Annotated in this window: 27 protein-coding genes, 3 tRNA genes and 1 pseudogene; 6 read left to right on the forward strand and 25 right to left on the reverse strand. The window is 72.5% G+C overall.

Annotated features, from left to right (window positions below; translation table 11 throughout):
• Positions 1-4: 4 nt before the first annotated feature.
• A pseudogene (locus ACY34I_RS06975) lies at positions 5-1,084 on the reverse strand (MFS transporter); the annotation flags it as partial.
• 107 nt (positions 1,085-1,191) lie between these two features.
• Here ACY34I_RS06975 and ACY34I_RS06980 point away from each other — a divergent pair.
• Entirely contained in the window at positions 1,192-1,506 is a 315-nt protein-coding gene (locus tag ACY34I_RS06980; RefSeq protein WP_462753576.1) for a hypothetical protein, read from the forward strand.
• Positions 1,507-1,513: 7 nt separating this feature from the next.
• On the opposite strand, the gene ACY34I_RS06985 is transcribed toward ACY34I_RS06980, so the two are convergent.
• The 19 genes from ACY34I_RS06985 to crtI all read right to left on the reverse strand — a co-directional run bounded on the left by ACY34I_RS06985 (position 1,514) and on the right by crtI (position 16,555).
• Positions 1,514-2,647, reverse strand: coding sequence for a tyrosine-type recombinase/integrase (locus tag ACY34I_RS06985; RefSeq protein WP_462753578.1), 1,134 nt, complete (start codon positions 2,645-2,647; stop codon positions 1,514-1,516).
• The gene (locus ACY34I_RS06990) at positions 2,647-2,859 is read right to left on the reverse strand and encodes an excisionase family DNA-binding protein (protein ID WP_462753580.1); all 213 of its coding nucleotides are present in this window, start codon (positions 2,857-2,859) and stop codon (positions 2,647-2,649) included. Before ACY34I_RS06990 ends, ACY34I_RS06985 begins: the two co-directional genes overlap by 1 nt.
• Positions 2,844-4,592: a replication initiator gene (locus tag ACY34I_RS06995; protein WP_462753582.1), complete on the reverse strand. Its 1,749-nt coding sequence runs from the start codon at positions 4,590-4,592 to the stop codon at positions 2,844-2,846. Before ACY34I_RS06995 ends, ACY34I_RS06990 begins: the two co-directional genes overlap by 16 nt.
• Positions 4,589-5,239 (reverse strand): GGDEF domain-containing protein, encoded by a 651-nt coding sequence (locus ACY34I_RS07000; protein ID WP_462753584.1) that lies wholly within the window; start codon positions 5,237-5,239, stop codon positions 4,589-4,591. The genes ACY34I_RS06995 and ACY34I_RS07000 overlap by 4 nt, the downstream gene beginning before the upstream one ends.
• Positions 5,236-5,886, reverse strand: coding sequence for a DUF2637 domain-containing protein (locus ACY34I_RS07005; protein ID WP_462753585.1), 651 nt, complete (start codon positions 5,884-5,886; stop codon positions 5,236-5,238). Before ACY34I_RS07005 ends, ACY34I_RS07000 begins: the two co-directional genes overlap by 4 nt.
• The gene (locus tag ACY34I_RS07010) at positions 5,883-7,313 is read right to left on the reverse strand and encodes an FtsK/SpoIIIE domain-containing protein (RefSeq protein ID WP_462753587.1); all 1,431 of its coding nucleotides are present in this window, start codon (positions 7,311-7,313) and stop codon (positions 5,883-5,885) included. The genes ACY34I_RS07005 and ACY34I_RS07010 overlap by 4 nt, the downstream gene beginning before the upstream one ends.
• 3 nt (positions 7,314-7,316) lie before the next feature.
• Positions 7,317-7,772 carry a hypothetical protein gene (locus ACY34I_RS07015; protein ID WP_462753589.1) on the reverse strand — a complete coding sequence of 152 codons (456 nt, stop codon included), beginning with the start codon at positions 7,770-7,772 and terminating at the stop codon, positions 7,317-7,319.
• An 89-nt stretch (positions 7,773-7,861) separates the two neighbouring features.
• Positions 7,862-8,287, reverse strand: coding sequence for a hypothetical protein (locus tag ACY34I_RS07020; RefSeq protein ID WP_462753591.1), 426 nt, complete (start codon positions 8,285-8,287; stop codon positions 7,862-7,864).
• A 138-nt stretch (positions 8,288-8,425) separates the two neighbouring features.
• On the reverse strand, positions 8,426-9,640 hold the full coding sequence (locus ACY34I_RS07025; protein ID WP_462753593.1) for an MFS transporter: 1,215 nt from the start codon (positions 9,638-9,640) through the stop codon (positions 8,426-8,428).
• Between the two features lie 11 nt (positions 9,641-9,651).
• On the reverse strand, positions 9,652-9,867 hold the full coding sequence (locus ACY34I_RS07030) for a DUF397 domain-containing protein (protein ID WP_462753595.1): 216 nt from the start codon (positions 9,865-9,867) through the stop codon (positions 9,652-9,654).
• On the reverse strand, positions 9,867-10,712 hold the full coding sequence (locus ACY34I_RS07035; RefSeq protein ID WP_462753597.1) for a helix-turn-helix domain-containing protein: 846 nt from the start codon (positions 10,710-10,712) through the stop codon (positions 9,867-9,869). Before ACY34I_RS07035 ends, ACY34I_RS07030 begins: the two co-directional genes overlap by 1 nt.
• A 493-nt stretch (positions 10,713-11,205) precedes the next feature.
• A complete protein-coding gene (locus ACY34I_RS07040; protein WP_462753599.1) occupies positions 11,206-11,754 on the reverse strand; it encodes a hypothetical protein in 549 nt (182 codons plus the stop codon).
• Positions 11,755-12,094: 340 nt separating this feature from the next.
• Positions 12,095-12,168: transfer RNA gene (locus tag ACY34I_RS07045), tRNA-Phe, on the reverse strand.
• A 74-nt stretch (positions 12,169-12,242) separates the two neighbouring features.
• Positions 12,243-12,316 (reverse strand) — tRNA-Asp (locus tag ACY34I_RS07050).
• A gap of 33 nt (positions 12,317-12,349) precedes the next feature.
• A tRNA-Glu gene (locus tag ACY34I_RS07055) sits at positions 12,350-12,422 on the reverse strand.
• A gap of 143 nt (positions 12,423-12,565) precedes the next feature.
• Positions 12,566-13,366 (reverse strand): polysaccharide deacetylase family protein, encoded by an 801-nt coding sequence (locus ACY34I_RS07060; protein WP_462753601.1) that lies wholly within the window; start codon positions 13,364-13,366, stop codon positions 12,566-12,568.
• A 77-nt stretch (positions 13,367-13,443) separates the two neighbouring features.
• Positions 13,444-14,442, reverse strand: a complete 999-nt coding sequence (locus ACY34I_RS07065) for a MerR family transcriptional regulator (protein WP_462753603.1) — start codon at positions 14,440-14,442, stop codon at positions 13,444-13,446.
• Positions 14,432-15,046, reverse strand: coding sequence for an isopentenyl-diphosphate Delta-isomerase (idi, locus tag ACY34I_RS07070; RefSeq protein ID WP_462753605.1), 615 nt, complete (start codon positions 15,044-15,046; stop codon positions 14,432-14,434). Before idi ends, ACY34I_RS07065 begins: the two co-directional genes overlap by 11 nt.
• Positions 15,047-15,073: 27 nt before the next feature.
• Entirely contained in the window at positions 15,074-16,555 is a 1,482-nt protein-coding gene (gene crtI, locus ACY34I_RS07075; RefSeq protein ID WP_462753607.1) for a phytoene desaturase family protein, read from the reverse strand.
• A 151-nt stretch (positions 16,556-16,706) separates the two neighbouring features.
• Between crtI and ACY34I_RS07080 the strand changes: the two genes are divergently transcribed.
• On the forward strand, positions 16,707-17,633 hold the full coding sequence (locus ACY34I_RS07080) for a phytoene/squalene synthase family protein (protein WP_462753609.1): 927 nt from the start codon (positions 16,707-16,709) through the stop codon (positions 17,631-17,633).
• Position 17,634: 1 nt separating this feature from the next.
• Here ACY34I_RS07080 and ACY34I_RS07085 read toward each other — a convergent pair whose 3' ends face one another.
• Positions 17,635-18,738: a serine hydrolase domain-containing protein gene (locus tag ACY34I_RS07085; RefSeq protein ID WP_462753611.1), complete on the reverse strand. Its 1,104-nt coding sequence runs from the start codon at positions 18,736-18,738 to the stop codon at positions 17,635-17,637.
• Positions 18,739-18,829: 91 nt separating this feature from the next.
• On the opposite strand from ACY34I_RS07085, the gene ACY34I_RS07090 reads away from it, so the two are divergent.
• From ACY34I_RS07090 to ACY34I_RS07100, 3 genes are read left to right on the forward strand one after another with little or no spacing between them, the layout of a single operon-like run.
• A complete protein-coding gene (locus ACY34I_RS07090; RefSeq protein WP_148793969.1) occupies positions 18,830-20,305 on the forward strand; it encodes a dihydrolipoyl dehydrogenase family protein in 1,476 nt (491 codons plus the stop codon).
• A 52-nt stretch (positions 20,306-20,357) separates the two neighbouring features.
• On the forward strand, positions 20,358-20,876 hold the full coding sequence (locus ACY34I_RS07095) for a SigE family RNA polymerase sigma factor (RefSeq protein ID WP_462753613.1): 519 nt from the start codon (positions 20,358-20,360) through the stop codon (positions 20,874-20,876).
• Between the two features lie 6 nt (positions 20,877-20,882).
• Positions 20,883-21,776 (forward strand): hypothetical protein, encoded by an 894-nt coding sequence (locus tag ACY34I_RS07100; protein WP_462753615.1) that lies wholly within the window; start codon positions 20,883-20,885, stop codon positions 21,774-21,776.
• Here the strand turns inward: ACY34I_RS07100 and ACY34I_RS07105 are convergent.
• From ACY34I_RS07105 to ACY34I_RS07115, 3 genes are read right to left on the reverse strand one after another with little or no spacing between them, the layout of a single operon-like run.
• On the reverse strand, positions 21,769-22,581 hold the full coding sequence (locus tag ACY34I_RS07105; protein ID WP_462753617.1) for a crotonase/enoyl-CoA hydratase family protein: 813 nt from the start codon (positions 22,579-22,581) through the stop codon (positions 21,769-21,771). The genes ACY34I_RS07100 and ACY34I_RS07105 overlap by 8 nt on opposite strands.
• Positions 22,548-22,685, reverse strand: a complete 138-nt coding sequence (locus tag ACY34I_RS07110; protein WP_462753619.1) for a hypothetical protein — start codon at positions 22,683-22,685, stop codon at positions 22,548-22,550. The genes ACY34I_RS07105 and ACY34I_RS07110 overlap by 34 nt, the downstream gene beginning before the upstream one ends.
• A gap of 32 nt (positions 22,686-22,717) precedes the next feature.
• On the reverse strand, positions 22,718-23,617 hold the full coding sequence (locus ACY34I_RS07115; protein ID WP_462753621.1) for an EamA family transporter: 900 nt from the start codon (positions 23,615-23,617) through the stop codon (positions 22,718-22,720).
• A gap of 232 nt (positions 23,618-23,849) precedes the next feature.
• On the opposite strand from ACY34I_RS07115, the gene ACY34I_RS07120 reads away from it, so the two are divergent.
• The gene (locus tag ACY34I_RS07120) at positions 23,850-24,701 is read left to right on the forward strand and encodes a Rieske (2Fe-2S) protein (protein ID WP_462753623.1); all 852 of its coding nucleotides are present in this window, start codon (positions 23,850-23,852) and stop codon (positions 24,699-24,701) included.
• Positions 24,702-24,815: 114 nt separating this feature from the next.
• Here the strand turns inward: ACY34I_RS07120 and ACY34I_RS07125 are convergent, their stop codons facing one another.
• Positions 24,816-26,066, reverse strand: coding sequence for a LysM peptidoglycan-binding domain-containing protein (locus ACY34I_RS07125; protein WP_462753625.1), 1,251 nt, complete (start codon positions 26,064-26,066; stop codon positions 24,816-24,818).
• Positions 26,067-26,074 lie beyond the last annotated feature (8 nt).

Raw genomic sequence — 26,074 nt, forward strand, 5'->3', positions numbered from 1 at the left:
GGCCTCACCGCGCCTCGGAGCGCACCCGAGGTGCCGGCTTGGCCGGCGCGCGGTCGGTCGAGCCTGGCCGGTAGATGGCGAAGGAGGGAGCTTCCTCGGGCACGTCGGGCTCCGTCCAGCTCGCCGGCTGCCGGCGGGGGCGCGGCGCGGTGGGGCGACGCCCGCCCTGCGGTTCCGGTCCCGGGGCCACTTCGGTCCGCTCCCGCCCGTCCGGCCGCTGGCGCTCGCCGTGCGACGGGTCCTCGTGCCGGGCCTCCGGCCGGAGGCTGCTCTGGTCGGGCACGACGCCGCGTCGGCGGCCGACCGCCGGCTCGGCCGTGCCGCCGGGCTCGGCCACGTCCAGCCGGGCCGCCACCCGGATGTCGCGGAAGAACCGGCGGTGCCAGGAGCCGGCCGAGCTGATCGCCTCGCTGCTGTCCTTGCCGCCGAGCTGGGTGATCCGCCGGTACGGGCGGAGCAGCAGCCAACCCACCACGCCGCAGAGCCAGACCAGGACCACCTGGAGCCAGCCGGGCAGGGTGGGCGTGTTCATGATGAGATCGACCGCGAACAGGTAGATGGCCGCGCCGGTGCCGAAGATGGCGATGTTGAAGACCGCCGCGACCACCGCGTTCGCCAGCCGGCGGAGGCCGGCGCTCGCCGGCCGCAGCAGACCGACCGTGCCGAGGATCGGCGCGGCGATCACCGCCCAGCGGAAGATCAGGAAGCCGAGCAGCACCAGCAGCGAGGCGGTCAGGTCGAACATCGCGAAGAGCAGCGAGGCCAGCACCGCGATGAAGCCGGCCCCGATCCGGTCCATGTCACGGACGCCCTGAAGGTATTCGTACGCCTCCGGGTCCTCCGTCTTGATCTGCTCGGCGACCGTCATCCACTGCTGCTGCTTGGCCTTGATGACCGTCTCGCGAGTGGCCGGGTTGGCGCGGATTGACTGCGCCTCACCCCAGGTCAGCGACTTGGCGTCGTAGAGCGCCGGACCGTACTTCTTGGCGGTCTCGCTGTCGGCCGAGCCGAGCACGCCCCGCAACCAGTTCCGGTAAAGCATTGTCTCGGTGGCGGTATCGCTCGCCCGCACAGCAGGCACCCGCATTTCCGCAGGTCAGAGACTCGCGGTGGCCCGCCGTGCAATGGTCGTGCAGTTGGCAGCGCACCGTGTTGTCCTCGAACTGCCCTGCACCATGGGACGATGACCAGATGAGCCTGCGTGACACGAACGGCGTTTTTGTTGTCACCCAACTGGCGCTCATGGCGATCGGCTGCCTACTGCTCGTAGCCGGCCTCCGCATCGCCGTGACGCGACGGTTGTACAAGATCGGGTCCGGCTCCGGGCAGACGTCTACCCGAGCGTTTCGTATCGGTAGCGGTGTCGCCCTGGCTGGCGCGAGTCTCCTTGCAGGGCAAGTCGTCGTGGCTATGAACATGCCCTCTCCAATTCAGAACGTTCTCATCGGGGTAGCGCTGCTCACTTTCCTCGCTGCGGCAGGCTTGTTCCTGCCCCAACGGGGCTAACCATCACTCAGCCACGCATCGTGATGTGCCGGGGCAGCCGTGCAACATCGCCATGCGCGGCCAGCTCGGACAGGGCTTTGGCGATCTCCCGGTCGCGCCCGTCGACGGCGTGCAAGTACCGACGGGCCGCAGCCATGGACGAGTGACCCAGCCGCTTCATCAGGTCCGCCAGGGTCGCGCCAGTCTGCGCGGCGAGGGTCTGACCGGTGTGCCGCAGGTCATGGAACGTCAGGTCATCCAGGCCCACCGCTTTCCTCGCCCGAACGAATGCCTGATACAAGGTGTCCCCCCGCAGTGGCGATCCGTCGCGGCTGATGAACAGCCGTTCTTTGCCCGCGTACTCATCCAGATGCAGGCGGATCACCGGTACGACGTGCGGCGGGATGGCGATGGTTCGTTTGCCGGCCTCGGACTTGGGATCTTTGTCGAACGCCTTTCCCCGGTCGTGCAGCGGCTCAACACGTGCCTTACGGACGGTGATCGTGTGCTCGGTCAGGTCAACATCAGAGACGCGCAGACCCGCGATCTCTCCACGCCGCAGGCCGCACCATGCAGCGATGAGAACCGCCGTGCGGTATCGCGGGTTGATGGCGTCGACCAGGGCGACAACCTGAGCCGGGGTGGCGACTGGACGCTCAGCGGCGTGGACCGTACCGGCACCCGGGATCTGGCACGGGTTCCGGGCGATGATGCCCTCACGGACGGCGGTGTTCATGACCATGCGCAGGAACCGATAGGACTGAGATATAGAGGTGCGGCCACCGGTGCCGCGCAGGGCGGCGGCATGCCACTCCCGGACCCTGCTCGCGGTCACCTGCCGAAGGGGCAGGTCTACCAGCGGTGCCAGGTGAAGCCGTAGGTTCCGCTCGCACGTCTCCCGCCAGCGGACACCGATCTTCGGGCTGTCCCGCAGGATGGCCCGCGCGTAGTTGCCGAACGTTTCCGCCGCCGCGCGGTCGTCCAACCAGGTGCCACGCGAGATGTCCGCCTCCACCAACGTCAGCCAGCGGTGAGCATCGGTCTTGGTCTTGAACGTGTGCGGCGCGTTCTGCCGAGCGACACCACCAGGCGGCAGGAACGAGGCTTGGAAGCGGCCCGAGGGCAGTTTGCGAACCATGCCGAACTGACGGCGCTTCCCCATCAGGCCACCGCCCTTCCGCCCGACCACGCCACGGTGACCGGCTCGACAGTGCCGGCGGCGATGAATTCTGCGAGCGCGGCTTCTGGGATGCGGACATGGTGGCCGCCGAGCTTGACGTAGCGGATGCGTCGCTCGGCGATGAGCCGGCGGGGGAATCGCTCGGTGGTGCCGAGGCGGGCCGCGGCTTCCTTGACGGTCAGCAGCTTCTCCACTCGGTGGCCTCCTTCCCGGTCGGATCGATGGCTGCGGTTGCCGAAACGTTAGGCGGGTCGGCGGCCCGTCTGGCGGCGTCGAGCTGGGCGCGCCATTGGATGCGTTCGGAGATGGCGCGGAGGACCCGGTGGCCGAGGGGTGGCACGTCGGGGTCGGTGGGTTTGGCGAGTTCCCAGGCGTGCCGTTGTTCGCTGGCCGGGGCGGTGTCTGCGTCGGTGGTGACGCCGAGCAGCGCCTTGACCCACTCCCTGCGGTCGGCCCGGTGGTCGGTGAGGGTTTTGCCGGACCACTGCCGGGAGATGAGGACGCGTCGGCCGCCGATGCCGAGGGTTTCCCGCTTGTGGACCTTGTTCTTGCAGTTCCCCGGCTTGAGCCCGGGTCGGGCTTTCTTGGGTTGGATGCCGTAGAGCAGCCAGTTGGCGCACCGCTCGGAACACGGGGTGTGCCGCAGCTCGGCCCAGAGCCGTTCCAGGTGGGCACGTTGCCGCCCTGTGGTCACGTCGTGGCAGTCGGCGGCCTGCTTGGTGAGGTACTTGGTGATGTAGCCGACGCACCGGTCCGCGTCTTTGGTGCCGGCGAGGACGCCCTTGGCGTCGACCTGCGAGCCGAACCGGACCACGTGCACGGGTTCGGCGTCGGGGTCGGCGTCGACCAGGTCCAGGGCCTCATCCCACGACGGCAGCAGCTCGCCGGTGGTCGGGTCGGTGTAGCCGCCCGCGTTGGCGTCCCACTGCGGCGCCCTTCCCGGTTCGTAGACCAGCTCGTCCACCGGGGGCCACCACACCTGGTGGTAGGTGGCGGCGGCGACTTGGCGGACGAGGGCGCGGGGGATGGTGCCGCGCATGGCGAAGTGCGCGTGAGGGGCAAGCCGGCGTTGCGGCTCTACTGCGCCCGCGTATTGGACGTTCCATCCGACCGCCCGGCGCAGGTTCTGCCAGAACCGATCGAGCAGCCGAGGGAAGTGCACGGCATCCCAGGCGGCCCGCCGGTAGTCGTAGCTGTCCGGGTCGACGGGCGTACCGTCGGAGTGCACGCGGCCGTAGGAGTCGAGGGTGAGGGTGAGGAACATCGACGGCCGGAATACCTGCCCGGAGTTGCCCTCGAAGGTCCGCCCGATGGTGCGGTTCTCGACGGGCAGGCGGGGCAGGTCCGGGGCGTCCTGCCGACGCTTGGTCGACCGCACCCGCCGCTTGCCGTCGCCGTCCTCCGGGTCGTCGCTGGCGTGCGGCGGCGCGGGTCTGCCCCGGAGTCCTTCGGTGGTGATCTGGCCTTCGAGTTCTCCGATGGCGTCGTCCAGGTCGGCTACTTGATCCCACTGCGAGGCGCGGGCGGCTTCGTCGCGGGCGAACTCGAGATGAGCCCGAGCCACGATCAGCCCGCGTTGCGCGTCGGTGGCCGGCAGGGGGCCGGGGTCGGGTTCGTCATCGCGGTGCCAGCCGTCCCGGATCTGCTGCTGTCGCAGCCGGCGGGCACGCTTCGCACACGCCGGGCACTTCGCCTCTTGGGTGGCCCCGCACGGCATGTCGATCACCTCGGTCTGCCCCGAGTCCAGGTCGGTGCGGCGGAGGCTGACGGGGCGGGTGCAGACGCCGTAGTCGGCGGCCAGGTCGGCGACGACGTCGACGGAGCGAGGCATGAGCATCCGGGCGGCCCGGGAACCCGGCCGCGGGTCCTCCCGACGGGAGGCAGGCGCGGCCGGGGTGAGGGTGGGCAGGGTCGGGACGGTCGTCATTGGCTCACCTCCCGGCACGGGGCCAGGTCGCGCACCCGGACCAGCGGACGCCGGTCTGCGGCCGGGGTGGTGTGGTCGTCCCGGCGCGGGTCGAACACCGCCACGCCGGTCCGGGTGGTCTTCGCCCGGTACATCGCGGCGTCAGCATCCGCCAGGGCCACGGCGAGGCCGGCCGGACTGGCGGGGGCGAGCCCGATGCTGGCCGTCACCGACACCACGGCACCGGAGGGCAGCCGGACCGGGGCGGCGATCGCAGCGGCCAGCTGGCGCACGGCGGCGGCCGGGTTCGGGTCGAGGATCAAGGCGGCGAACTCGTCTCCGCCGAGTCTGGCGGGCACGCCGTGAACGGTGCGGAGCCGGTGGGCGACGGCGGTGAGCACCGCGTCTCCGGCGGCGTGGCCGTGGGTGTCGTTGACGGGCTTGAAGCCGTCCAGGTCGACCACCGCCACCCACGGGCGAGCCGGGGCGAGTTGTTCCCAGCCGGCGGCGAGGCCGGCGCGGTTGGCGATGCCGGTGACCGGGTCGCGCTGGATGGCGCGTTGGAGGGCGGCGACTTCATAGCGGGCGGCGGAGAGCCGGTACTGGTCCCAGCAGAACAGGATGAGGCCGCCGACCAGGAACAGGGTGGAGAAGAAGTGCTCTTTCATCGGGTCACCTCCCGAGTCAGCGGGGTGCCGTTACGGCGGACGAACGCGGTCGACGGCACCGGCACGACCGGGGCCGGAGCGACCGGCGCGGGGCGGGCCGGCGGCTCGACCGGGACCAGGGCGACCGGTTCCGGCGCAGCAGTGGCCGGCGGGTTGAGGGGCGGCGCAGCCGGCTCGACCGGCCGGGCCGGCGGGTTGACGGCCGGCGCAGCCGGGGCGTGGACGGGTTCGTCGGCGGGGGCCGGGGTGGGTGTGGTGGCGAGGATGAGCTTGGACAGGCCCATGAAGGCCAGGGCGGGGACGGCGGACAGCAGCCAGCCGGACAGGCCGGGCTTGGCGACGGCGAGCTGCGCGGCGAGGGAGAGGGCGACGGCGGCGACGAGCAGGAACATCGGGTAGCCGATCGGGCCGCCGGTGCGCTTGCGGCGGCGGATGGTGAGTAGGGCGGCGATGGGGACGAGTTCGGAGATGACGGCGTTGGCCCAGCCGAACCAGGCCCCGGTGCCGGGCGGGCTGTTGTCGAGGGTCCAGTCCTTGACGTGGGTGAACGAGGCGGCCCCGGCGAAGCCGGCGACGAGCAGGAGGATGACGACGAGGACCAGGCCCTCGATGCGTTCGGCGCGGGTGTGGGTGGGGTGGGGTTTCATGCGGCACCGTCCAGAATCTCGCCGTCGATCACGCGCAGCCGGCCGTAGGTGTGGGCCATGTCGCGGATCTCGTCGTCGGTCAGGTAGGAGAAGCGGACCCGCATCGGGGTGGGGTCACCGTCGATGACCACGAACCCGACACCCGGCAGGGACTGCGGGATGCGGTCGCACAGGGCTCCCCGGTCGCGCATCCCGTCCCCGAGGACCAGGTCCACCTGCGCGGCTTCCGCGAGTCGGAGGCCGATGCGGGTGGGGAACAGGTCCCGGAACGGCAGCACTTCCTTGCGGGGGTCCTGAATCGCGGCGACGACATGCACGCCGACGGCGCGGCCCTGGGACAGCAGGATGGACAGGGCGGCCTTGATGCGGTCCTTCAGCTGGCGGTCGGTCAGGTAGGCGGTCAGGTTCGCCAGCTCATCGATCACGAGGACGATCAGCGGCTCATCCGGAGTCGGGACGTGCTGGCGGGTCCGGCCGTGCAGGTTCCTCGCCCGGTTGCGGGCCAGAGCGGCGGCGTCCTCGATCAGCTCGCACATGGCCGCGTAGTCCTTGCAGGCGAACCGGGCGAACATCGGCGCACCAATGCCCAGTTCCATGCCGCCTTTCGGGTCGAGGCCCCAGAGTTGGACGAGGCCGGAGGTGGTGCCGGCGGCGAGGGAGCGGACCACGGACCAGATGACCGAGCCCTTGCCCGATCCGGTGGCGCCCACGACCAGGACCTGAGTGCCGAACAGCCGCAGGCCGTAGCCGTCGCCGTCCTCCTGGCGGCCGACCGGGAGGGCGGTGAACTCCGGCACCGCAGGCACGGGCAGGGGCCGGACGACGCGGGCGAGGGGGTCACCGCGGAACAGCGTGAGGAGCACGAGGTCGGTGCGCTTGCCGGGGGACGCTTTGACCTGGCGGACGCCGAAGGTGTGCGCCAGCCTCTCGGAGACGCGGGCGAAGTCGTCGGGGATCTGCCCGGTGACCATCCGCACCGTCACCACGTCCACGCCGGACCCGCAGCGGACGGACTTGAGCACCGGCAGGACGGTGTGTCGGTCGAAGGAGATCGCCAGCTTGGCCGTGACCATCGCCGCCAGCCACTTACGGCGGTAGACCCAGCGCCGGTAGCAGGACAGGATCGGCCACCACCCGAACCGCAGGAACGAGGGCCGGTGACCGAAGCCCCACCCGGCGGCGACGGCGGCCACCGAGGCGACGAGCCCGACCGGACCCGCCCAGCCGAACCGCAGGTACAGCCAGCCGAACACCACGACCGGGGCGGTGACGTACCAGAAGCGGAACAGCAGCCAGACGAGCCGGCAGAAGCCCTTGATGGTCCACCAGGTCAGGGCCAGCCACGTCGGGATGCGGATGATCGGGGTCCGGATGTTGATCGGGGCCGGGTCGATCCGGTCACCCCGGATCACGTTCACCAGCGGCATGACTCAGCCCTCCCCGACAGCGGCGGCGAACAGAGAGCCCTGCCCCGGAGCGCCAGGGCGACGACGGACCACCCGACGGCGCACCGGGCGGGCCGGGACGAGCGCGGCCAGGTCGACCAGCCCCGACTCCGGGGCGGGAACGTGGCGGGTCATGGTCGGCAGCCACCGGCCACGACCGAGCACGGCGCGCAGGTCGACGCGGTCGCCCACGTGCGGGGCGATCAGGTCCGGGTCCAGATGGCGCAGCTTCACCACCGTCCGCGCCAGAGCCGCAGCGGCGGCGGAGATCTCCACCAGCGCGGCCACCCGGACCGCGTCGGCCGGGACGGTGGTGTAGACCTCGCGGGCCGCCCGGATGCCGGGGCCGGCGAGGCGCATCACTGTGCGGCGGTGGGTGCGGCGGTGCGGGGCGGGGCGCGGGTTCCCGGCGATGCGGGCGGCGTCAGCTAGCGTGGGCATCAGCCCAACTCCTTTCAGGGAGAAGAGGTGAAGGCGCGGGGCGGGAGTCGACTTGGCGGAAGAGGCCCGCCCCGCGCGTTCAGATCTGGTCAGGCCGCCTGCTTGATCGCGGCGGCTTCGGTCATCGCCCCGGCGCGGATCGACCACGCCTGCCGCGCCCGGCACTTCCCCGACCCCTTGCACCGCTGCGAGTCGACGTACGGGGTGAGGGTCACGTCGGTGAACTGCACCGCTGGCGGGTAGCCCGGGATCTTCGAGGCCGGCGGCACCGGCTGAACCGGGGCGGCGATCTTCACCTTGACTTCCTTGGAGCCGCCGAACTTCCCGGCCTCCGGGTCCAGGTCCAGCACCTTCACCACCCACAGGCGCTCGCCCGTGTCCTTGTCCCGCGCCTGGTCATCACCCTGGCCGCGCTTGTCGAAGTCCGTCACCGGCTCCACACCCAGGCACAGCGCGCCCTGCGGGAACACGTAGTCGAACGGAACCGGAACCTTGATCGTGTTTGGGACAGCCATGCCCCTGCCTCCTTCATTCTCGCGACCGGCGACCTGCCGCCCGCCTGCCTTATGCACATCTGCATAAGACCACTGAGGACAGTATGCACGCGTGCATAGACGAGGGCAAGCGTTTCTGTCGATACGACAGGGAGTTGCCTAGCGAGTGGGGCGCACCGCCACGAAGGCCAGCGAGGCGAGAGCGAGCAAGCCTGCTGCGGCGATGAAGGGAGCGCCGAGGCCGCCGACGTCTGCGACGACGCCGCCGAGGACGGACCCGAGAGCCGCGGAGCCGATGCCGAAGAGGCGGGTGGAGGACACGACGCGGCCGAGCATTTCGTCCGGGGTGTGCAGCTGGCGGGTGGAGCCGCCGACGACGCTGCCTGTTGTCGAGGCGATGCCAACGAACAGCAACGCAACACCAGTAACCCATGGGTTGCCCGCCAGCAGCACGGCGAGCCAAGCCGCGGCTTGCACCCCGAGAGTGACCGCGTAGGCGGAACGCGCCGAGAGTGCGGCGGCAATGCGAGGAGCGAGCCAGCCGCCGGCGATGCCGCCGAGGGCGCCGGTCGCGATCAGCAAACCGAACCCGACCGTGCCGAGGTTCAGCACGTCCTGGGCGTAGAGGACCAGCGTCGCGAAGGCGACGTTGTAGCCGAGGTTGTAGGACGCCATCCCCAGCGTCACGGTGCGCAGTTCAGGGTGCCGGACCAGGTGAGCCATGCCCGCTTTGATGGCGGGAAGCATCGGCGCGTGCTGGATAGCAGGCTTCGCCGGGGGCGCGGGTAGCCGACTCACGAGGGCCGCCGACAGCAGGAACGAGCCAGCATCGAGACCGAAGGGCAGAACCCGGGCGGCTGCAAACGCCGCCGCTCCGGCGGGCGGGCCAGCGAGCGAACGCCCGAAGGTGTCAATCGCCCACAGCCGGCCGTTGGCCCGGGAGAGACGTTCTTTGTCACGGCCAACGATCATCGGGATCACAGCTTGGGCCGCCGGATCGAAGAAGCAGGAACCGATCCCGACGAGGAAGACCGCCACGGCGAGGCCGGCAATGGTGGCGCTGTCGCTCACGACCAGGAGGACGAAGGCAAGCAGCACCGCCGCCCGGCCGAGGTCGGAGGCAACCATAACGGTTCGCCTGTTCCATCGGTCGACCAGCGCACCAGCAGGCAGGCCAACGAGAAGCCATGCGGCGTAGCCGGCCGCCGACACCGAGGCCACCGCCAACGGATCACGGGACAACGCCGCCGCCATCAGGGGAGCGGCGGCCAAGAGCATGCCGTCCCCGGTGACCGAGACGCCAGTTGAGGCAAGCAGCAGGCCCAAGCCTCGCTTGGGCGACGCCTCTACCGGGCGCTCGGTCACCGCAGACATACGACCAACTCTCAGCGCTTCAGCTCATCGAGCGTGAACTCGCCAAGGGCGGCACCTTCCAGGAACGCCGACCACTCCCGCTCGGTGAAGGTCAGCATCGGCCCGGTTCCCGCCTGCTTCGTGTCCCGGACGCCGATCACACCGTCGGCGTACGCGACCTCAACACACCCGCCGCTGTCGCTGTTGGAACTCTTGCGCCACTTGGCCCGGCTGAAGTCAGGACTCACTACGGCCTCCCGTCAGTTGATCGAGGATCCCCTAGATCCTCAATGTGACGAGCCAGTAACGCAAGGTGCTCTATGGAATCGTCCGGCGACAGGGCATCGGCGGCGAGCGCATCGAAGACGCCGGAGTAGACCTCCACGTCGGCGGGTGCCGACAGGTAGAGATCGGCTGTCTGGGACTCCACATACACGACCCGGGGGCTGGACTCGGCACGGAAGTCGTACAGCGTGAACGGCACCATCGCCGAGGCTGTCCGGTCCACGCCGAGTGGAATGATCCGCACAGTCACGTTGGGCAGCTTGGCGCGAGTACGTAGATACGCCACCTGCGAGAGGATCACCTCACGACTTCCGGGCCAGGCGAGAAAGGCGCGAGCGTCCAGAAGCGCGGAGTAAGCCGGGGCATCATCCGAGCGGAGTAGGGCTTGCCGGCTCATCCGCCGGGCGACGATCGCCTCCGGGTTAGGCCAACCGCCGCTGCGGGTATAGGCGAGCGCGTACTCCGGCGACTGCAACTGGCCGGGCACCATCAACGGGTAGTACTGCTGGATCGACCGAACCCGCGTCTCGATCGCCGCAACCTCACCTTGGCGGCGAGTCACACCGCCGGCCCGCACGAGCCACGCTCCCCCGATGCCCTCGTCGTCAGCATTCATGGCCAGCAGTTCGGCGCGGATTTCCTCGGGCACCCCGTAGTAGTGAAGCAGCGTGGCTAGGTCTCGCGTGCTCACCGCGATCCGCGCGTTCTCGATCCGAGACACCTTGGGCTGCGACCACCCGAGGGCCGCCGCCACCTCCTCACCGGAGACGCCCAAGCCCTCACGGATGCGCTTCAGTTCGGCCGCCACCCGCGCCCGGTGGGCAGTCCCCGCCATGAAGCACCTCCACCATGCAGGCATGCATACCGACAGGCCGAGTCTAGGTGTTGCACGTGCCAGGAGCGAGAACCGAAGTGAGAACCGAAGACGTTGCCGAATTGCGCTCTACAGGATCAAGGCGGCCCGCAAAGCGGGCCGCGCCGGCCCGGCCCCGGCCTGCTGGCGACCTCCGGCCGGCATCGGCCGGGCCGGCCGGCCACGCTAAGGGACGACAGCCTTTGAAGACCTCGGGGCTCCGCCCCGAACCCCGGCCCTCCTCAGAGATGCCGCCTGCGGATCACCTCGCCGGACACCACAAGGGCTACCAGCCTCCCCGGACGGGGCCAAGGTCGTTCGTCCGGTAGGGCGCTCCACCTTGTCCCCGTCCGGGGAGGCTGGACGGTCTACGACTGCCCGACGAGGAGATCCGCCTCACCAGCCCGTCCAGAGCTGATGTTTTCGGATGTACCCGGCCGGTTCGGTCCTACGTACCGGTGAGGGGGTCGGTGCTGACGTAGAGCACCATCGCGACCAGAGCCAGCACGTCCACCGCCAAGAGGACGAGGTGTACATACCGGTACCGGCGCACCATCGTGCCGGCCATGAGTGTCGCCGGCGTGTCGTCCAAGAGCGCCGCGATCCCGTTGAAGCGTCTGCGGTACCCGGCCAGGGTCAACCGGTTGGGACCGCCTACGCCGGGAATCAGGGCCGCAATCGGAATGGGCGAGTGCCCAGAGACCCGCAGCTCGATGCTGAGCCGAACACTCCCTCCGACGCCGTCGACCAGCGACCGTGGAACGCTGTACCTGACGAGCGGGTTGCCCACGACGACATGCGTGCGGGTCACCGCCACGAAGGCAGCCGGCCCCGCGAGATACATGAGCAGCACAAGCGTGCCCATCGGCACAACAAACAGCAGCAGCCGCATCAGGGGGGTGTAGGGGATGTGGGTGGGCGCTACGCAGGCGAAAATGCCGGTCGCCGTGCCCGCGGCGATCCCCAACAGGGCGAGCGGGTCATTCCGCCGGATCATGGCCTCAACTCCCCACCAGGCCCGCTGACCGCTCCACCTGGATACGGGCGAGGTCCGCTACTGCACCGAGTCGCCGGTCGGCGTCGGTGCCCCAGGCTAGCGGCAGTATTCGACACCGGCTGACAGCAGTTCTGATCTTTGCAAGGCAGGGGTCGGCGACGCTCTCCCGGCCGACCGGCATGCCGGGGCCGTGCAATCCCCGTGCAACAAGGAGCGGCCAACAGAGGGATCCCGGGGTCAAGGAGGGGCAGACCGGACAGGCGGGACCTCGGGGCGAAAAGCAGAACGCCGACCGGCGTTTCCGCTGGTCGGCGCTCCTGTAGCCCGGCGAAAGGCTATGTGGCCAGGGGCGGGGTCGAACCGCCGACCTTCCGATTTTCAGTCGGACGCTCGTACCAACTGAGCTACCTGGCCGTGCTGCTCGGCTCATGCTACCGCACGGCCGATACGCAGAACGCCGCGCATGATGGGCGCGGCGTCAGCGCTTGCGGTCCTGACGGGACTTGAACCCGCGACCTCCGCCTTGACAGGGCGGCGAGCACTCCGACTGCTCCACAGGACCTGGCTGGTGTTGCATCCGGCCTGAGCCGGACCGTGCCCCCAACGGGATTCGAACCCGTGCTACCGCCTTGAAAGGGCGGCGTCCTGGGCCGCTAGACGATGAGGGCGGCCCCGCCATCATTGCACACTCGCAACTTCAAGCGGACTTGCTCCCATCCGGCCCCGCCGGAGGCATGAGAAGCATATGCCATGCCCCGTCGGTCGACCAAACCGGTATGCCCCCCGGCACAACGGCGGGTGAAAGCGCAGGTCAGCGAGGTGGGGAGATACCGTACCGGCGCTTGAGGTCGGGAATCAGGTGCCGGCAGGCCGCCATGGTCTGCCGCCGATCACCGCCTCCGTCGTGCATCAGCACGATCGAGCCGGGGCGCGCCGCCGCCTCCACCCGCTTGGTGATCGTCTTCGCGGGTGGGTGGTCCCAGTCCTGCGGGTCGACGGTCCAGTGCAGGGCGTGCATGCCGAGCTGGCGCGCGACGGTCACCTCCTCCGCCGTCCACCGGCCGCCGGGCTGGCGGAACCACTTGATCTCGGCGTCCGGTACGGCGGCCCGGATGGCCTGGTTGGTGCGTGCCAGATCCGCCCGGATCTGCGCGACGGTCCGCCGGCCGAGGTTCAGGTCGTGCCGCCAGCTGTGGTTGCAGAGCTGGTGGCCCTCCCGGGCGATCCGTGCCACCAGCTCCGGGTAGCGCCGGGCCTGTGTGCCGATCAGGCAGAAGGTCGCCGTGATGTGGGCCGCCCGCAACTGGTCCAGGATCTGTGGCGTCCACCGGGGGTCCGGCCCGTCGTCGAAGGTCAGCGCGACCGCCCGGGTGCCGCTCCTGCGCTGCAGCCCGGCGGGCAGGGTCTTGGGCAGCGGACGCAGCTTCGGCTTCGGCGGGGCGGTCCGGGTGGGCCGCGGCGTGGGGGTCGGCTTCGGCGGCTCCGGCGGCGCCGGGGTGGCCGACGCCGTCGGCCGGCCGCCGGCCTGGGCGGGGGGCTTGTCGGCACTGCCACAGCCGGCCGCCAGCAGGACCAGGCTGAGGGCGAGCACCAGTGCGGCGCGTGGACGCATCGTCGCTCCCGAAGAGGGGGTCGGGGTACGCGGACCCAACGACGGTAGTGGACGCCGGGCCGATCGGACAGGGGTCGTCAGCCGATGGTCGACGGATCCAGCGAGTCCCGTACGGCCACCGCCAGCGAGACCGCCTCGGTCAGGTCCGCTGGCCGCACCACGCCGGCCGGCAGCGTGTCGGCCTGCCACCCCGGCCCGGCGGCGAGCAGCAGCAGCGGCCGGCGGGGGGCGGCGAGCAGCGCGGTGAGCTGGTCCGGATCGGCGGTGGCCGGGGTGTGCGACCAGAGCACCACGGCGGCCGGCCCGGTCCGGTTTACCGCCTCGAGCAGGGCCGCCACGGGCACCCGGGCGCCGAGCATCCGGTAGCCCACCCCCGTCTCGGCCAGGGCGGCGCCCAGGGCCTCCAGCGGCAGGGTGTGCTGTTCCTCGTCGGCGCAGGAGAGCAGGATCCGGGCCGGGCCGGCGGTCGGGTGCGATCGAGCCGCCGCGGCGAGCGCCTCGGAGACGCACCGGGACGCCAGGTGCTCCACCTCGATCAGCGCGGCGGTGGCGGCGTGCCGTTCGCCGATCCCGGCGAGCACCGGCCGGAGCAGCCCGTCCCAGGTCGCCACGACGCCGTCGGTGGCGATGGCCTGCGCGATCGTCTCGCCGATCGCGACCGAGTCCAGCCGCATGGCGGCGCGGGCCAGCCCGCGGGCGACCGGCCCGGCCCGGCCGACCGGGATGGCCGCCCCGCCGCCGTCCCGGGCGGCCCGGGGAGCGACGGTCGCGCCTCGCTGCGCGACGGTGGCCGCGCCGCGCTGGGGTTGCCGCCGGAGCCGCGCGCCGGGCTCGGGCGGGACGCTGCCGGGTGCCTGCCGGGCCCAGCGGGCCGCCTCGGCCGGGGCCACCCCGTCGACGGTCAGCCGTCGCATGATCTCCAGGCGGGCGAGGTCGGCCGGCGTGTAGCGCCGGTGGTGTCCCGGCACGTGCTCGCTGGGACCGAGACCGTAGCGCTGGTGCCAGGTGCGCAGGGTGGTGACCGCCACCCCCAGGCGGCGGGCGGCCGCCCCCGCGCTCAGCGCCTCATCGGCCACCCGGCCGCTCCGGTGCCTGCTCGGCCGGCCCACCGGACGGCGCCATGCCGGCCGGGTCGGCGGCGGTCGGCGCCGGTCGCAGCAGCCGGCTCACCACTCCGCCCAGCCACGGCGAATACGCGCGGGGGTCGACGTCGAGGTCGGCCGTCAGCTCGCCCGGGTCGACCCAGCGCAGGCTGGCCACCTCGTCCGGATCGGGGCGGGTGGGCAGGTCGGCCGGCACGTCGGCGCGCAGCACGTGGTCGTACTCGAACTCGACGCGGCCGGTGGCCGGGTCCTCGGCGTAGTAGACGTACACCCCGACTTCGGTGAGGTCGACGGGGCCGACGCCGAGCTCCTCGGCCAGCCGCCGGTTGGCGGCCTCGGCCAGCGACTGGCCGGGCAGCGGATGACCGCAGCAGGAGTTGGCCCAGCGCAGCGGGAATCGCGTCTTCACGGCCGCCCGCTGCTGGAGCAGGATCCGCCCGTCGGGGTCGACGAGCAGCACCGAGAACGCCCGGTGCAGCCGTCCGGGCGCCTCGTGGGCGGCGGCCACGGTGGCCTCGCCGAGCACGTGCCCGGCGTCGTCGACCAGCTCGACCAGGTGTTCTTCACGGGACGTCACGGGACGGCCTTTCGTTCGGGGCCGCGCTCACCGACCGGCTCCGGTGATGCGCGCGGCGGCGAGCTTGCCGCTGATCAGGACCATGGGCACGCCCACCCCGGGCTGCGTGCCGGAGCCGACGAAGACCACGTTGCCGAGCGTCCGGTGCAGGTTGGCCGGGCGGAACGGGCCGGTCTGGAAGAGGCTGTGCGCGGCGGCGAACGGGGTGCCGGCGGCCATGCCCTGCTCCGCCCAGTCGGCCGGGGTGACGGTCTGCAGCACCTCGATCCCGTCACCGAAGCCGACGTAGCCCCGTTGCTCCAGGGTCTCGACGAGCTGGTCGGCGTAGCGGCGGGTCAGGTCGCCGCGCCAGTCGAGGGGCGCCCGATCGAGGTTCGGCACCGGGGCGAGCACGTAGTAGGTGTGCCGACCGGCCGGGGCCACCGCCGGGTCGGTCCGGCTCGGGTTCGTCACCAGCAGCGAGGGGTCCGTCATCAGCTCACCTCGCCGGATCACCTCGTCGAACGTGCCCTTCCAGGACCGTCCGAAGTGGATGTTGTGGTGGGCGATCTTCGCATAGCCCTGCCGCGACCCGACGTGCAGCACGACGCAGGAGGGCGAGTAGGTGAGCCGGCGCTGCCGGCCGGCGGGCAGCAGGTCCCGGTAGGCCACCGGCAAGTCGGGGTTGAGCACCACGACGTCCGCGGGGACGAACTCGCCGTCGGCGGTCACCACCCCGGTGGCCCGGCCGTTGGCGGTCGCCACCCGGGTCACCGTGGTCGCGTACCGGATCTGCACGCCGTGCTTCTCCGCCGCGCCGGCCATCGCCCGGGAGACCGCGTGGACGCCGCCGCGCGGGAAGCACACCCCGGCCACCGAGTCGAGGTACGCGATGACCGCGTAGATGGCGAGCGCGTCGTGCGGCGCGAGGCCCGCGTACATCGCCTGGAAGGAGAAGATCCGCTGGGTACGCGGGTCGCGGAAGAACTGGTTGATCTTCGTCTGGAGCCGCCGGAACGCCCCGTTGGCCAGCAGCTTCACCAGGTTGGCGGTGAGCAGGTCGGTCGGCGCGTCCAGGTTGCGTTCGATGAAGTCGGCCCGCTCCCACCGCCACAGGTTCCGGGCGTAGTCGACGAACCGCAGGTAGCCGTCCGCCTCATGGGGGCCGCAGACCCGGGCGATCTCGGTGGCCATCCGGGTGCTGTCGCTGATCACGTCGAGGGTCGACCCGTCCGGGTAGTACGCCCGGTAGGCCGGGTCCAGCGGGGTGAGATCGAGCCAGTCGGTCAGCTCCTCGCCGACCGCGCCGAGCGCCTCGGCGATCAGGTCCGGCATGGTGAGCACGGTCGGGCCGGTGTCGAACTCGTACCCGTCGACGCTGAGCCGGCCGGCCCGCCCGCCCGGCACCGCCTCGCGTTCCAGGACGGTCACCTGCCGGCCGTCTCCGGCCAGGTGCAGCGCGCAGGCCAGCCCGCCCAGGCCGGCGCCGACGACCACCACCCGGTCGGTCCGTCCGGTCACGGTCCGCACGTGACCACCTCCCTCACCGGATCGTCCGTCGCCGCCGGCTGTGTCGGCACCACCAGGAGCCCGTCAGCCGCCACCGCGTCGTTGGCCATGTCGGCGAGCGTACCCTAGGCTACGAGTTGCGTCGATTGATGCGTCGATATGAGGAGGGCCGGTGGACGCCGATCTCGCTGCCGCCTACGAGCGTTGTCGTGGGCTGCACCGACGCCACGGTCGGACCTACTATCTCGCCACCCGCCTGCTGCCCGCATGGAAACGGCGGCACGTGCACGCCCTCTACGGATTCACCCGGTACGCCGACGAGATCGTCGACTCGACCGGGGACCTGCCGCCGGCCGAGCGCGCCGCCCAGCTGGCGGACTGGTCCGACCGCTTCCTCGCCGGTCTGCGCGGGGAGCCGGTCGACGACCCGCTGCTCCCCGCGGTGCTGCACACCATCGCCGTCTTCGACCTGGCGCCCGCCGACTTCGCCGCGTTCCTGCGCAGCATGGCGATGGACCTGACGGTCACGTCGTACCGGACCTACGACGACCTGCTCGGCTACATGGACGGCTCGGCCGCCGTCATCGGCACCATGATGCTGCCGATCCTGGGCAGCTCCGACCCGGCCGCCGCCCGGGAACCGGCCCGCCAGCTCGGGCTGGCGTTCCAGCTCACCAACTTCATCCGGGACGTCGCGGAGGACCTGGACCGGGGCCGGACCTACCTGCCGGACGAGCACCTGGCCATGTTCGACGTCACCCGCGACGACCTGCTCGCCGCCCGGGCGGTCGGCCACGGCACGCCGCAGCTCCGCGAGCTGATCCGGTACGAGGTGACCCGGGCCCAGGCCCACTACGCGGCCGCCGCGCCGGGCATCCCGCTGCTGACCGCCGCCTCGCAGGCCTGCATGCGCACCGCGTACGAGCTCTACGGCGGGATCCTCGACGAGGTGGCCGCGCAGGACTACGACGTCTTCGCCCGGCGGGCCCGGGTACCCGTGCAGCGGCGGCTGGCGGTGGCCGCGCGGGCGCTGCTCACCCCGCCCGGCACGCCGGTGGCGGTCCCCGGTCCGGCACTCCAGCCCGTACTGGTGGCATGAATCACAGGCAGGAGTGCAGCGCCTCGACCAGCTCGTCCACCCGGTCGTGCTCGCCGAGGCGGGACGTCGCGTACGCGAATGTGTAGCCGCGCTCCGGGTCCGCCCAGGCGCTGCTCCCGCCGATGCCGCCCATGCCCCAGCTCCCGTCCGGCTCCCACTGCATGCCCAAGGTCCAGTACGCCCGCCGGTCCAGCACCAGGTCCGGCCCGTCGTACTGCACCCGGGTGGCCTCGGCGACCAGCTCCGGGCTGAACAGGCGCACCCCGTCGAGGGTGCCGCCGGCGAGCAGGCCCGCGTAGAGCCGCGCCAGGCTGGCCGCGGTGGCGTGCAGGTTCACCGCCGGGACCTCGGCGGATCGCCACAGTGAGTGGTTCACCACCGCCAGGTCCAGGCCGCCTTCCGGGTTGCCGAGCGCTCTGGCCCGCAGCGACCCCGGCTCGCCCAGCGTCCGGGTGGGCCAGCCCGGATCGGCGTACGACAGGTCGGCGCAGCGCCGCTGGTCGGCCGGGCTCAGGCCGAAGCCCAGGTCGAGGCGCCACGGTCCGGCGATCTCCTCGGCCAGGAACCGCCCCACCGGCCGCCCGTCCACCCGGCGGACCAGCTCGCCCACCAGGTGCCCGTACGTCCAGGCGTGCTCGCCCGCGACGCTGCCCGGCACCCATTCGGGCTCGGCCGCGGCGAGGTCGGCGCAGAGCAGCGCCCAGTCGGCGACCGCCCCGGCGGGCCGCGGCACCGGAAAGGCCGGCAGCCCGGCGGTGTGGCTGAGCACCTGCCGCACGCTCGCCGGGGCGCGGAACTCCGGCCAGTACGCGGACACCGGCCGGTCCAGCTCGACCCGGCCCCGGTCGACCAGCATGAGCAGGCAGAGCGCGGCCACCGGCTTGCCGACCGAGTAGACGTTGACCAGCGTGTCCGGCCGCCACGGGTCACCGGCGGCGGTGCGATCGGCGGCGGCCGGGCCAGCCAGGACACCCGCGCGGTGCCCGCCCGTCAGGTCGACCACCGGTTGCCCGTCGCACCAGATGCTCAGGCCGGCGCCGGTCTCCCGTCCGCTGGCGAACAGGTCGTGGAAGCAGTCCCGGACGGGGGCGAAGCGCGCATGCATCCGGTCACGGTAGGCCGTCCACGTCGGAACGGCCGCGCCAATTCCGCCCGCTGTGGTGGCCGCCGGCCCGCCCGTACGGGATGCTGGCGGGATGGCGGAGCCGGAACTGGTGGACGTGGTCGTGGTCGGGCTCGGGGTCGGCGGCGAGGAGGTGGCCGGGCGGCTCGCCGAGGCCGGCCTCACCGTCGTCGGGATCGAGCGGAACCTGGTCGGCGGCGAGTGCCCGTACTGGGGCTGCATCCCGAGCAAGATGATGATCCGCGCGGCGAACGCGCTGGCCGAGGCGCACCGGGTCAACGAGCTGGCCGGTTCGGCGCAGGTCCGACCCGACTGGGCGCCGGTGGCGAAGCGGATCCGCGAGGAGGCCACCGACACCTGGGACGACAAGGTGGCCGTCGAGCGGTTCACCGGCAAGGGCGGCCGGTTCGTCCGGGGCAGCGGCCGGCTCGACGGCCCTGGCCGGGTACGCGTCGGCGAGCAGGTCTTTCACGCCCGGTACGGCATCGTGCTGGGCACCGGCACCCGCCCCTCGATCCCGCCGATCGACGGCCTGGCCGACACCCCGTACTGGACGAACCACCAGGCCATCGAGGTCGAGGAGCTGCCGGAGTCGCTGCTGGTGCTGGGCGGAGGCGCCATCGGGCTGGAGCTGGCCCAGGTCTTCGCGCGGTTCGGCGTCCAGGTGACCGTGATCGAAGCGGCCGACCGGGTGCTCGCCATCGAGGAGCCGGAGGCGTCCGACGTGGCCGCCGGGGCGCTGCGCGCCGACGGCGTACGCATCGAGACCGGGGTGCGGGCCGGGCGGGTCAGCCACGACGGCACCACCTTCACCGTGCACGCGGACGGCACCGGGTTCACCGGCGAGAAGCTGCTGGTGGTGACCGGCCGTAAGGCGCACCTGGAGGAGTTGGGCCTGGACACCGTCGGCGTGGACGCCACGCAGCGCTACCTGCCGGTGAACGAGCGGATGCACGTCACCGAGGGCATCTGGGCGGTCGGCGACCTCACCGGCGAGGGCGCGTTCACCCACATCGCCATGTACCAGGCGGGCATCGTGGTGGCCGACGTGCTCGACCACATGCGGCGTACCAAGGGCGGCCCGGACGCCAGCGGCACCGCCAGCGTGGTCGGCGGCGCGGCCGGGGTGGCCAGCGCGGTCGGCGGGGCGACGAGCGCCGGCGGGTCGACCGCCGCACCCGGCAGCGCCGACTACCGTGCGCTGCCCCGGGTCACCTTCACCGACCCCGAGGTAGGCGCGGTCGGCCTCACCGAGCGGCAGGCCCGCGAGCGCGGCATCAACGTCCAGATCGGGTACGCCGACCTGACCGCCTCGGCCCGGGGCTGGATCCACAAGGCCGGCAACGAGGGCTTCATCAAGCTGGTCGCCGACGCCGACCAGGGCGTGCTGGTCGGCGCGACCTCGGTCGGCCCGGCCGGGGGCGAGGTGCTGTCCGCGCTGGTGGTGGCGGTGCACGCGGCGGTCCCGCTCAGCCACCTCCGGCACATGATCTACGCGTACCCGACCTTCCACCGCGCCATCGAGGACGCGCTGCGCAATTTGAAGTGACCGCCCGATCCGGGCCGGACAACCTTTCCGGAGGCCGGTGCGTGGTAGGGGCGTGACCGACCAGAACAAGCGACTGTCGACGGCGGACGCCTCGTACGCGGCCTTCGTCGAAGAGGCCTGGCAGCGCCACATCCGGCTGGCCATGCTGCTGGCCGGCGACCGGTGGCGGGCCGAGGAGCTGCTCCAGGACAGCCTGGTCCGGATGTACGAGCGGTGGCGCAGATTGTCCCGGAGCGACGACCTGCACGCCTACCTCCGCCGTGCCCTGGTGAACAACCAGACCTCGTTCTGGCGCCGGCGCCGCCGGGAGAACCTCGTCGCGGAGGTGCCCGACCGGGCCGCGCCGGACACCGCGCCCGACCACGACGCCGTCGCACTGCGTCGGGCGCTCCGTGCGCTGCCACCGAAGCAGCGCGCGGTGGTGGTGCTGCGCCACTACGAGGACCTGCCGGAGCGGGAGGTGGCCCGGGTGCTGGGCTGCTCCGTCGGCACGGTCAAGAGCCAGCACTCCCGCGCCCTGGAAAAGCTCCGCCACCTCTTGCACGAACCCTCCTACACGGGAAGCAGGTGACCTCGCATGACCAACATCGATGAGCGACTCGCCAGCCAGCTGCACGCCCTCGTCGACGGCGAGCCGGACTCGGCCGCACCGACCGGCGTGCTGCTGGAGCGGGGGCGCCAGGCCCGCCGGCGCCGGACCGGCAGCCTCGTCAGCGGCAGCCTCGCGGTGCTCGCGCTCGGCGCGGTCGGTGCGGCCACGCTGGTCCACCGGCCGGCGCCGGACCGTCCGGCCGTCGTCGCCGAGGCATCCTCGCCAGCCGTCGCGTCTCCGCAGATGGAGCTGGCCGCCGCCGTCGCCGCGAGCGAGAACACGAGCTACCGGGTCACGGTGCGCAGGACCACCCGGGTCGATCCGAAGTGGTCGGAAACCACGTCGGGCGCATTCGACCCGGCAACGGCCAGCGGCTACCTGCGCACCCCGTTTCCCGATGGGCTGAGCTTCCAGGAGGACCGGCTGGTCGACGGGGTGTACTACCTCGGCGGCGCCGACGGCGGCCGGAAGATGCCCTGGAAGCGGTACCCGGGCAAGCGGAACTTCCTCCCCTTCGACGTCGCGATGGGCGGCGCCCTGGGCGCCTCCTCGGACCAGGAAGGGCTGCTCCAGGTGCTGAAGAAGACCGGGGCGACGGTCACCAAGACCGGCGAACGGGCCTACCACTTCACCGTCGAGCCCACCGGCAAGGCCACCGGCTTCGATGCCGGCGCCCCGCTGGCGAGCGAGAAGGTCGTCGGCGACGTGACGCTCGACGCCGACAACCGGATCGCCAAGCTCGACTACGAAGTCACCTACGTCTGGAAGAAGAACGGAAAGGTCGGTCCGCCGACCACCGTCCAGGTGACCATGGCGTTCTCCGACTACGGCCTGCCGGTGAAGGTGGAGCCGCCGGCCCCCGCCGAGGTCGTCAGGTAGACCCTTCCGCCGCATCGACGCTCGGGCCAGGCACGGTGTCGTCCTCCGGGGCGGCACCGTGCCGGCCCGCGCCGGCCGTGAACCGGGCGGCGCCCTTCATCGCGTCGGTGATCAGCGACTCCATGCCGAAGGCCAGCTCGGTGGCCATCGCCTCCGGCTCGGGCAGGCCGCCGTTGGCGAGCAGCGCCGCCCGGTCGTTGCGCAGGCAGGTCTGCGGATGCCGGGCGATCTCGGCGGCCAGCCGCTCCGCCTCCGCGCGGGCCGCACCCGGCGCGACCAGCCGGTTCACCAGGCCCATCGCGTACGCCTCCTCGGCGGGAACCGGGCGGCCGGTGAGGATCAGGTCCATGGCCCGGCTCTCCCCGATCAGCCGGGGCAGCCGGACCGTCCCGCCGTCGATCAGCGGTACGCCCCAGCGCCGGCAGAACACCCCGAGCACCGCGTCCGACTCGGCGATCCGCAGGTCGCACCAGAGCGCCAACTCCAGCCCGCCGGCCACGGCGTACCCGGAGATCGCGGCGAGCACCGGCTTGGACAGGCGCATCCGGGTGGGGCCCATCGGGCCGTCGCCCTCCGGTTCGACGCGGTTGCCCCGGGGCGTACCGATGGCCTTCAGGTCGGCGCCGGCGCAGAACGTGCCGCCGGCGCCCCAGAGCACGGCGACCGCCGCGTCCGGGTCAGCCTCGAACGCGCGGAACGCGTCCGCCAGCGCCCGGGCGGTCGGGCCGTCGACGGCGTTGCGCGCCTCCGGCCGGTCCAGGATCACCGTGGTCACCGACCCGGCGTGCTCGACGCGTACCCCCATCGGGTCAGCATGCCCTCGACGGCGGCCGGCGCGCCAGGCATCGGTGCGGGCACGTTGATCGACTCCAGGTCGCCGACATCGCGGTATCCGAGTGACTCCGACACCACGATGTCGCGTAACTGGAGTTGATAAAGGCTCAGCTACGCCGGGCCAGGGTGGCACCGAGGGCGGCACCCACCACACAGGCCACGCCGAGCAGTTGTGGCCCGGCCAGCAGCTCGCCGAGCAGCAGCGCACCCACCAGCGCCGCCACCGCCGGTTCCAGGCTGAGCAGCACCGCGAAGACCCGCGCCGGCATCCGGCGCAGCGCGGCCAGCTCCGCCGAGTACGGCAGCACCGACGACAGCAGCGCCACCCCCAGCCCGAGCGCCACGATGCGAGGATCGAGCAGCTCGGCGCCGCCGGACGCCACCCCGAACGGGAGTACGCAGAGCGCGCCCACCGCCATGCCCAGCGCCAGCCCCCGGCTGCCCGGCAGGTGCCCGCTCAGCGCCTTGCCGAGCAGCACGTACCCGGCCCAGCCGACCGCGATCAGCGCGCAGAGCAGCAGGCCCAGCGGGTCCACCCCGATCCCGCCGAGCCCGGCCAAGAGCAGGACGCCCGCCCCGGCCAGCAGCGCCCAGAGCACGTCGACCACCCGGCGGCTGCCGAGCAGCGACACCAGCAGCGGGCCGGCGAACCCGACCGTGACCGCCACCCCGAGCGGCACCCGCTGCAGGGCGGCGTAGAAGGCGAGGTTCATCGCGGCCATGGCCACCCCGAACGCCCCGACCAGGCCGGCCGCCCGCCAGCCGGGCCACCTCGTCGGGCGGGTGACGGCGAGCAGGACCAGCGCGCCGAGGCCGAGCCGCAACGTGGTGGTGCCCCCGGCGCTGGTGGCGGTGAAGAGCTGCTTGGCCACCGCCGCGCCGACCTGGGTGGAGACCATCCCGAGCAGCATCAGCAGCGGCGGGGGTACGGCCTCAGGGCGGCTCAGCGCCGTGAGGAGCCGAGCCGGCGGCAGAGACGACGGGGTACGGGAGGCGTGCGCGTACATTCCGGTCACGATGCTCGGCGACGGCGCGGGACGCGAGGGATTTCCCGGCCTGGGCCCAGACAGTGGCGAAGGAGCAGCCGGAGCCGCCAGCGGAAGCCGCCGCTCGCTGTCAGCGACGACCTCCGCGTGGTCGCGCTCGGCTGGTGTGCGTCGGCATGGCCGGAGGCACCCGATGGGGTGATTCGCCAGGCCCGCCCGGTTTGGGGCCGCGCCTGCCGGGAAGTCGGACCACGTGCGCGGACTAGTGAACAACCTCGAACAGGCCTCCCGACTCGACGGGATCGGCGACCGGCTCCAGCGGGCCGTCCAGGGCACCCTGCGTGGCCAGCGGATCCGGGACTTCCTGCACGGTGTCTGGCTGGGGCACCCGCTGCACCCGGCGATGGTGCAGGTGCCGGTCGGCGCCTGGATCAGCGCCGCGGTGCTGGACCTGATGCCCGGGCAGCGCCGTGCGGCGACCACCCTGATCGGGATCGGCACGGCCAGCGCGGTGCCGGCCGCCGTCGCCGGGCTCAACGACTGGGCCGCTCTCTCCCGCGACCAGCGCCGGATCGGCCTGGTGCACGCCACCGCGAACGCCATCGGGCTGGCCTGCTACGCCGGCTCCCTGATCGCCCGGCGCAACGGCCGGTACGGGATGGGCAAGGCGCTGGCGTACCTCGGGCTGTCGGCGGCGAGCGGCGGGGCGTACCTGGGCGGGCACCTGGCGTACAAGCAGGGGGCGCAGGTCAGCCAGAGCATCTCCGAGCTGCACCTGGTGAGCGAAGGCTGGCACCCGCTGGGTGACCTGTCCAGCGTGCCGCAGCGGCAGCTCGTCACGCGGGAGATCGACGATGTGTCGGTGATCCTCTACCGGCACGGGGACGACATCACCGTGATGCTGGAGCGCTGCCCGCACCAGAGCGGCCCGCTCGGCCAGGGCCAGGTGCAGGATATCGACGGCCACGACTGCGTCGTGTGCCCGTGGCACGGCAGCACGTTCCGGCTCAACGGCGGCGAGGTAGTGCACGGGCCGTCCGCGAACGACCAGGTCACCCTGCCGGCCCGGGTGGTCAACGGCCGCATCGAGGCCCGCCTGCCCTGACCCGAGTTGGCCGCGGCACGCCGTTCGGGCCAGATCTTGGTAGGAAATGGCCCCTGGAGGGGCCGAAATCTGCCAAGATGCCGGCGCGGCGCGGCGCGGCGTGGTGGGTGGTGGTCAGTCTTTGCGGTGGCGGCCGGGCAGGAGTGCCCGGCCGGCCGCTCGGGGGACCGGTCGCCGGCGCAGGCCGAGCACCGCCCCGATCTGCGCGCCGACGATGCTCGCCACCGCCAGCACCGCCGAGATCGCCAGCGGCCGGTTGATCCCGTCGTCGGCCGTGACCCGCGAAGCCCCCGCCGCCATCGCCGGCGGCTGGCCCACCGGTTCCGCCACCGTGGACCCCGGCGTCCCGGTGCGCCCCGGGGACGGCTTCGCTTTCGGCGCCTGGCCGGCCGCCCCGGCACCGCCCGTGTCCGCCGTCGGGCCCCGTCCGTTGTGGGGGGTCGCCGACGAGCCGGGCGTCGCCGACGGGCCGTGCGTCGCTGATGATCCGGGTGTCGCTGACGAGTCGGGCTTCGCCGCCGGTCCGTCCGGAGCGGCGGCCGGCGTGCGCGGTCCGGGAACCGGCGGGGCCGGGGTGACCAGCCGACCGGTGGCATGCCGGCGAGCTCCCTCGTCCGCCGCCCCCTCCGGCAGTTTCAGCAGTTGGCCGGGGCGGATCCGGTCTGGGTCGGCGATCCGGTTCAGCCGGGCCACCTCGCGGTAGCGGTCGAAGTCGTCCAGGTACCGCTCGGCCACCGTGCCCAGGTAGTCGCCCTTCGCCACCCGGTAGACGGCCGGCTCGCCTGCGTCGGACGTCGCCCGCACCGGCGGGGCGGCGAGCCCCCGGGCGGCCTGCTCCGGCGGCGTGGCCAGTTGGGCGACCGGCGCCGCGGCCTGCGGTGGAGCAGCGACCGCCGGCCCGGCCACGATCGGCTGCGGAGCGGCGACGGCCGGCGCGGCGGTGGCCGGTTGCGGGGCGGCCAGGGCGGCGGCGCTCGCCGCGGCCGGGCTCGCCGTCAGGATCAGCGCCACCGAGCCGACCAGCGCGGCCGCCGCCCGCTGCTGCCGGCGCATTCCGGGCAGCCGGGGCGCCGGCCGGCGCACCGCCGCCGCCAGCAACTCCACCAGTACGGAGAACGCGAACGTCGCCCAGCCGAACCAGCCCACCACCGCGAGCGCCCGCAGGAACAGTTGCCCGTCGTCGCGGCTGGTCAGCGCCGTACCCACCGCGGCGAGGGTGGGCAGGTGGTCGGGGAGAGGATTGCCGGCGAGGGCGAGGAGCGCGATCGGCCCGCCGGCCAGCACCGCGCAGAGCACGACGAGGGCGCCCAGCCCGGTGAGGACCTGGCCGGTCTGCCGTACGGCGGAGCGTTGCGGTGCGGCCATGGCTGCTG

It is taken from the genome of Micromonospora sp. RTBAU3-60 (genome assembly GCF_054963695.1).

Bases quoted from the DNA above. Each gene is read 5' to 3' on its own strand.
- ACY34I_RS06980 (WP_462753576.1), top strand. From the start codon at position 1,192: ATGAGCCTGCGTGACACGAACGGCGTTTTTGTTGTCACCCAACTGGCG.
- ACY34I_RS06985 (WP_462753578.1), bottom strand. From the start codon at position 2,647: ATGGGGAAGCGCCGTCAGTTCGGCATGGTTCGCAAACTGCCCTCGGGC.
- ACY34I_RS06995 (WP_462753582.1), bottom strand. From the start codon at position 4,592: ATGACGACCGTCCCGACCCTGCCCACCCTCACCCCGGCCGCGCCTGCC.
- ACY34I_RS07000 (WP_462753584.1), bottom strand. From the start codon at position 5,239: ATGAAAGAGCACTTCTTCTCCACCCTGTTCCTGGTCGGCGGCCTCATC.
- ACY34I_RS07005 (WP_462753585.1), bottom strand. From the start codon at position 5,886: ATGAAACCCCACCCCACCCACACCCGCGCCGAACGCATCGAGGGCCTG.
- ACY34I_RS07010 (WP_462753587.1), bottom strand. From the start codon at position 7,313: ATGCCGCTGGTGAACGTGATCCGGGGTGACCGGATCGACCCGGCCCCG.
- ACY34I_RS07015 (WP_462753589.1), bottom strand. From the start codon at position 7,772: ATGCCCACGCTAGCTGACGCCGCCCGCATCGCCGGGAACCCGCGCCCC.
- ACY34I_RS07020 (WP_462753591.1), bottom strand. From the start codon at position 8,287: ATGGCTGTCCCAAACACGATCAAGGTTCCGGTTCCGTTCGACTACGTG.
- ACY34I_RS07025 (WP_462753593.1), bottom strand. From the start codon at position 9,640: ATGTCTGCGGTGACCGAGCGCCCGGTAGAGGCGTCGCCCAAGCGAGGC.
- ACY34I_RS07040 (WP_462753599.1), bottom strand. From the start codon at position 11,754: ATGATCCGGCGGAATGACCCGCTCGCCCTGTTGGGGATCGCCGCGGGC.
- ACY34I_RS07060 (WP_462753601.1), bottom strand. From the start codon at position 13,366: ATGCGTCCACGCGCCGCACTGGTGCTCGCCCTCAGCCTGGTCCTGCTG.
- ACY34I_RS07085 (WP_462753611.1), bottom strand. From the start codon at position 18,738: ATGCATGCGCGCTTCGCCCCCGTCCGGGACTGCTTCCACGACCTGTTC.
- ACY34I_RS07090 (WP_148793969.1), top strand. From the start codon at position 18,830: ATGGCGGAGCCGGAACTGGTGGACGTGGTCGTGGTCGGGCTCGGGGTC.
- ACY34I_RS07100 (WP_462753615.1), top strand. From the start codon at position 20,883: ATGACCAACATCGATGAGCGACTCGCCAGCCAGCTGCACGCCCTCGTC.
- ACY34I_RS07105 (WP_462753617.1), bottom strand. From the start codon at position 22,581: ATGGGGGTACGCGTCGAGCACGCCGGGTCGGTGACCACGGTGATCCTG.
- ACY34I_RS07115 (WP_462753621.1), bottom strand. From the start codon at position 23,617: ATGTACGCGCACGCCTCCCGTACCCCGTCGTCTCTGCCGCCGGCTCGG.
- ACY34I_RS07125 (WP_462753625.1), bottom strand. From the start codon at position 26,066: ATGGCCGCACCGCAACGCTCCGCCGTACGGCAGACCGGCCAGGTCCTC.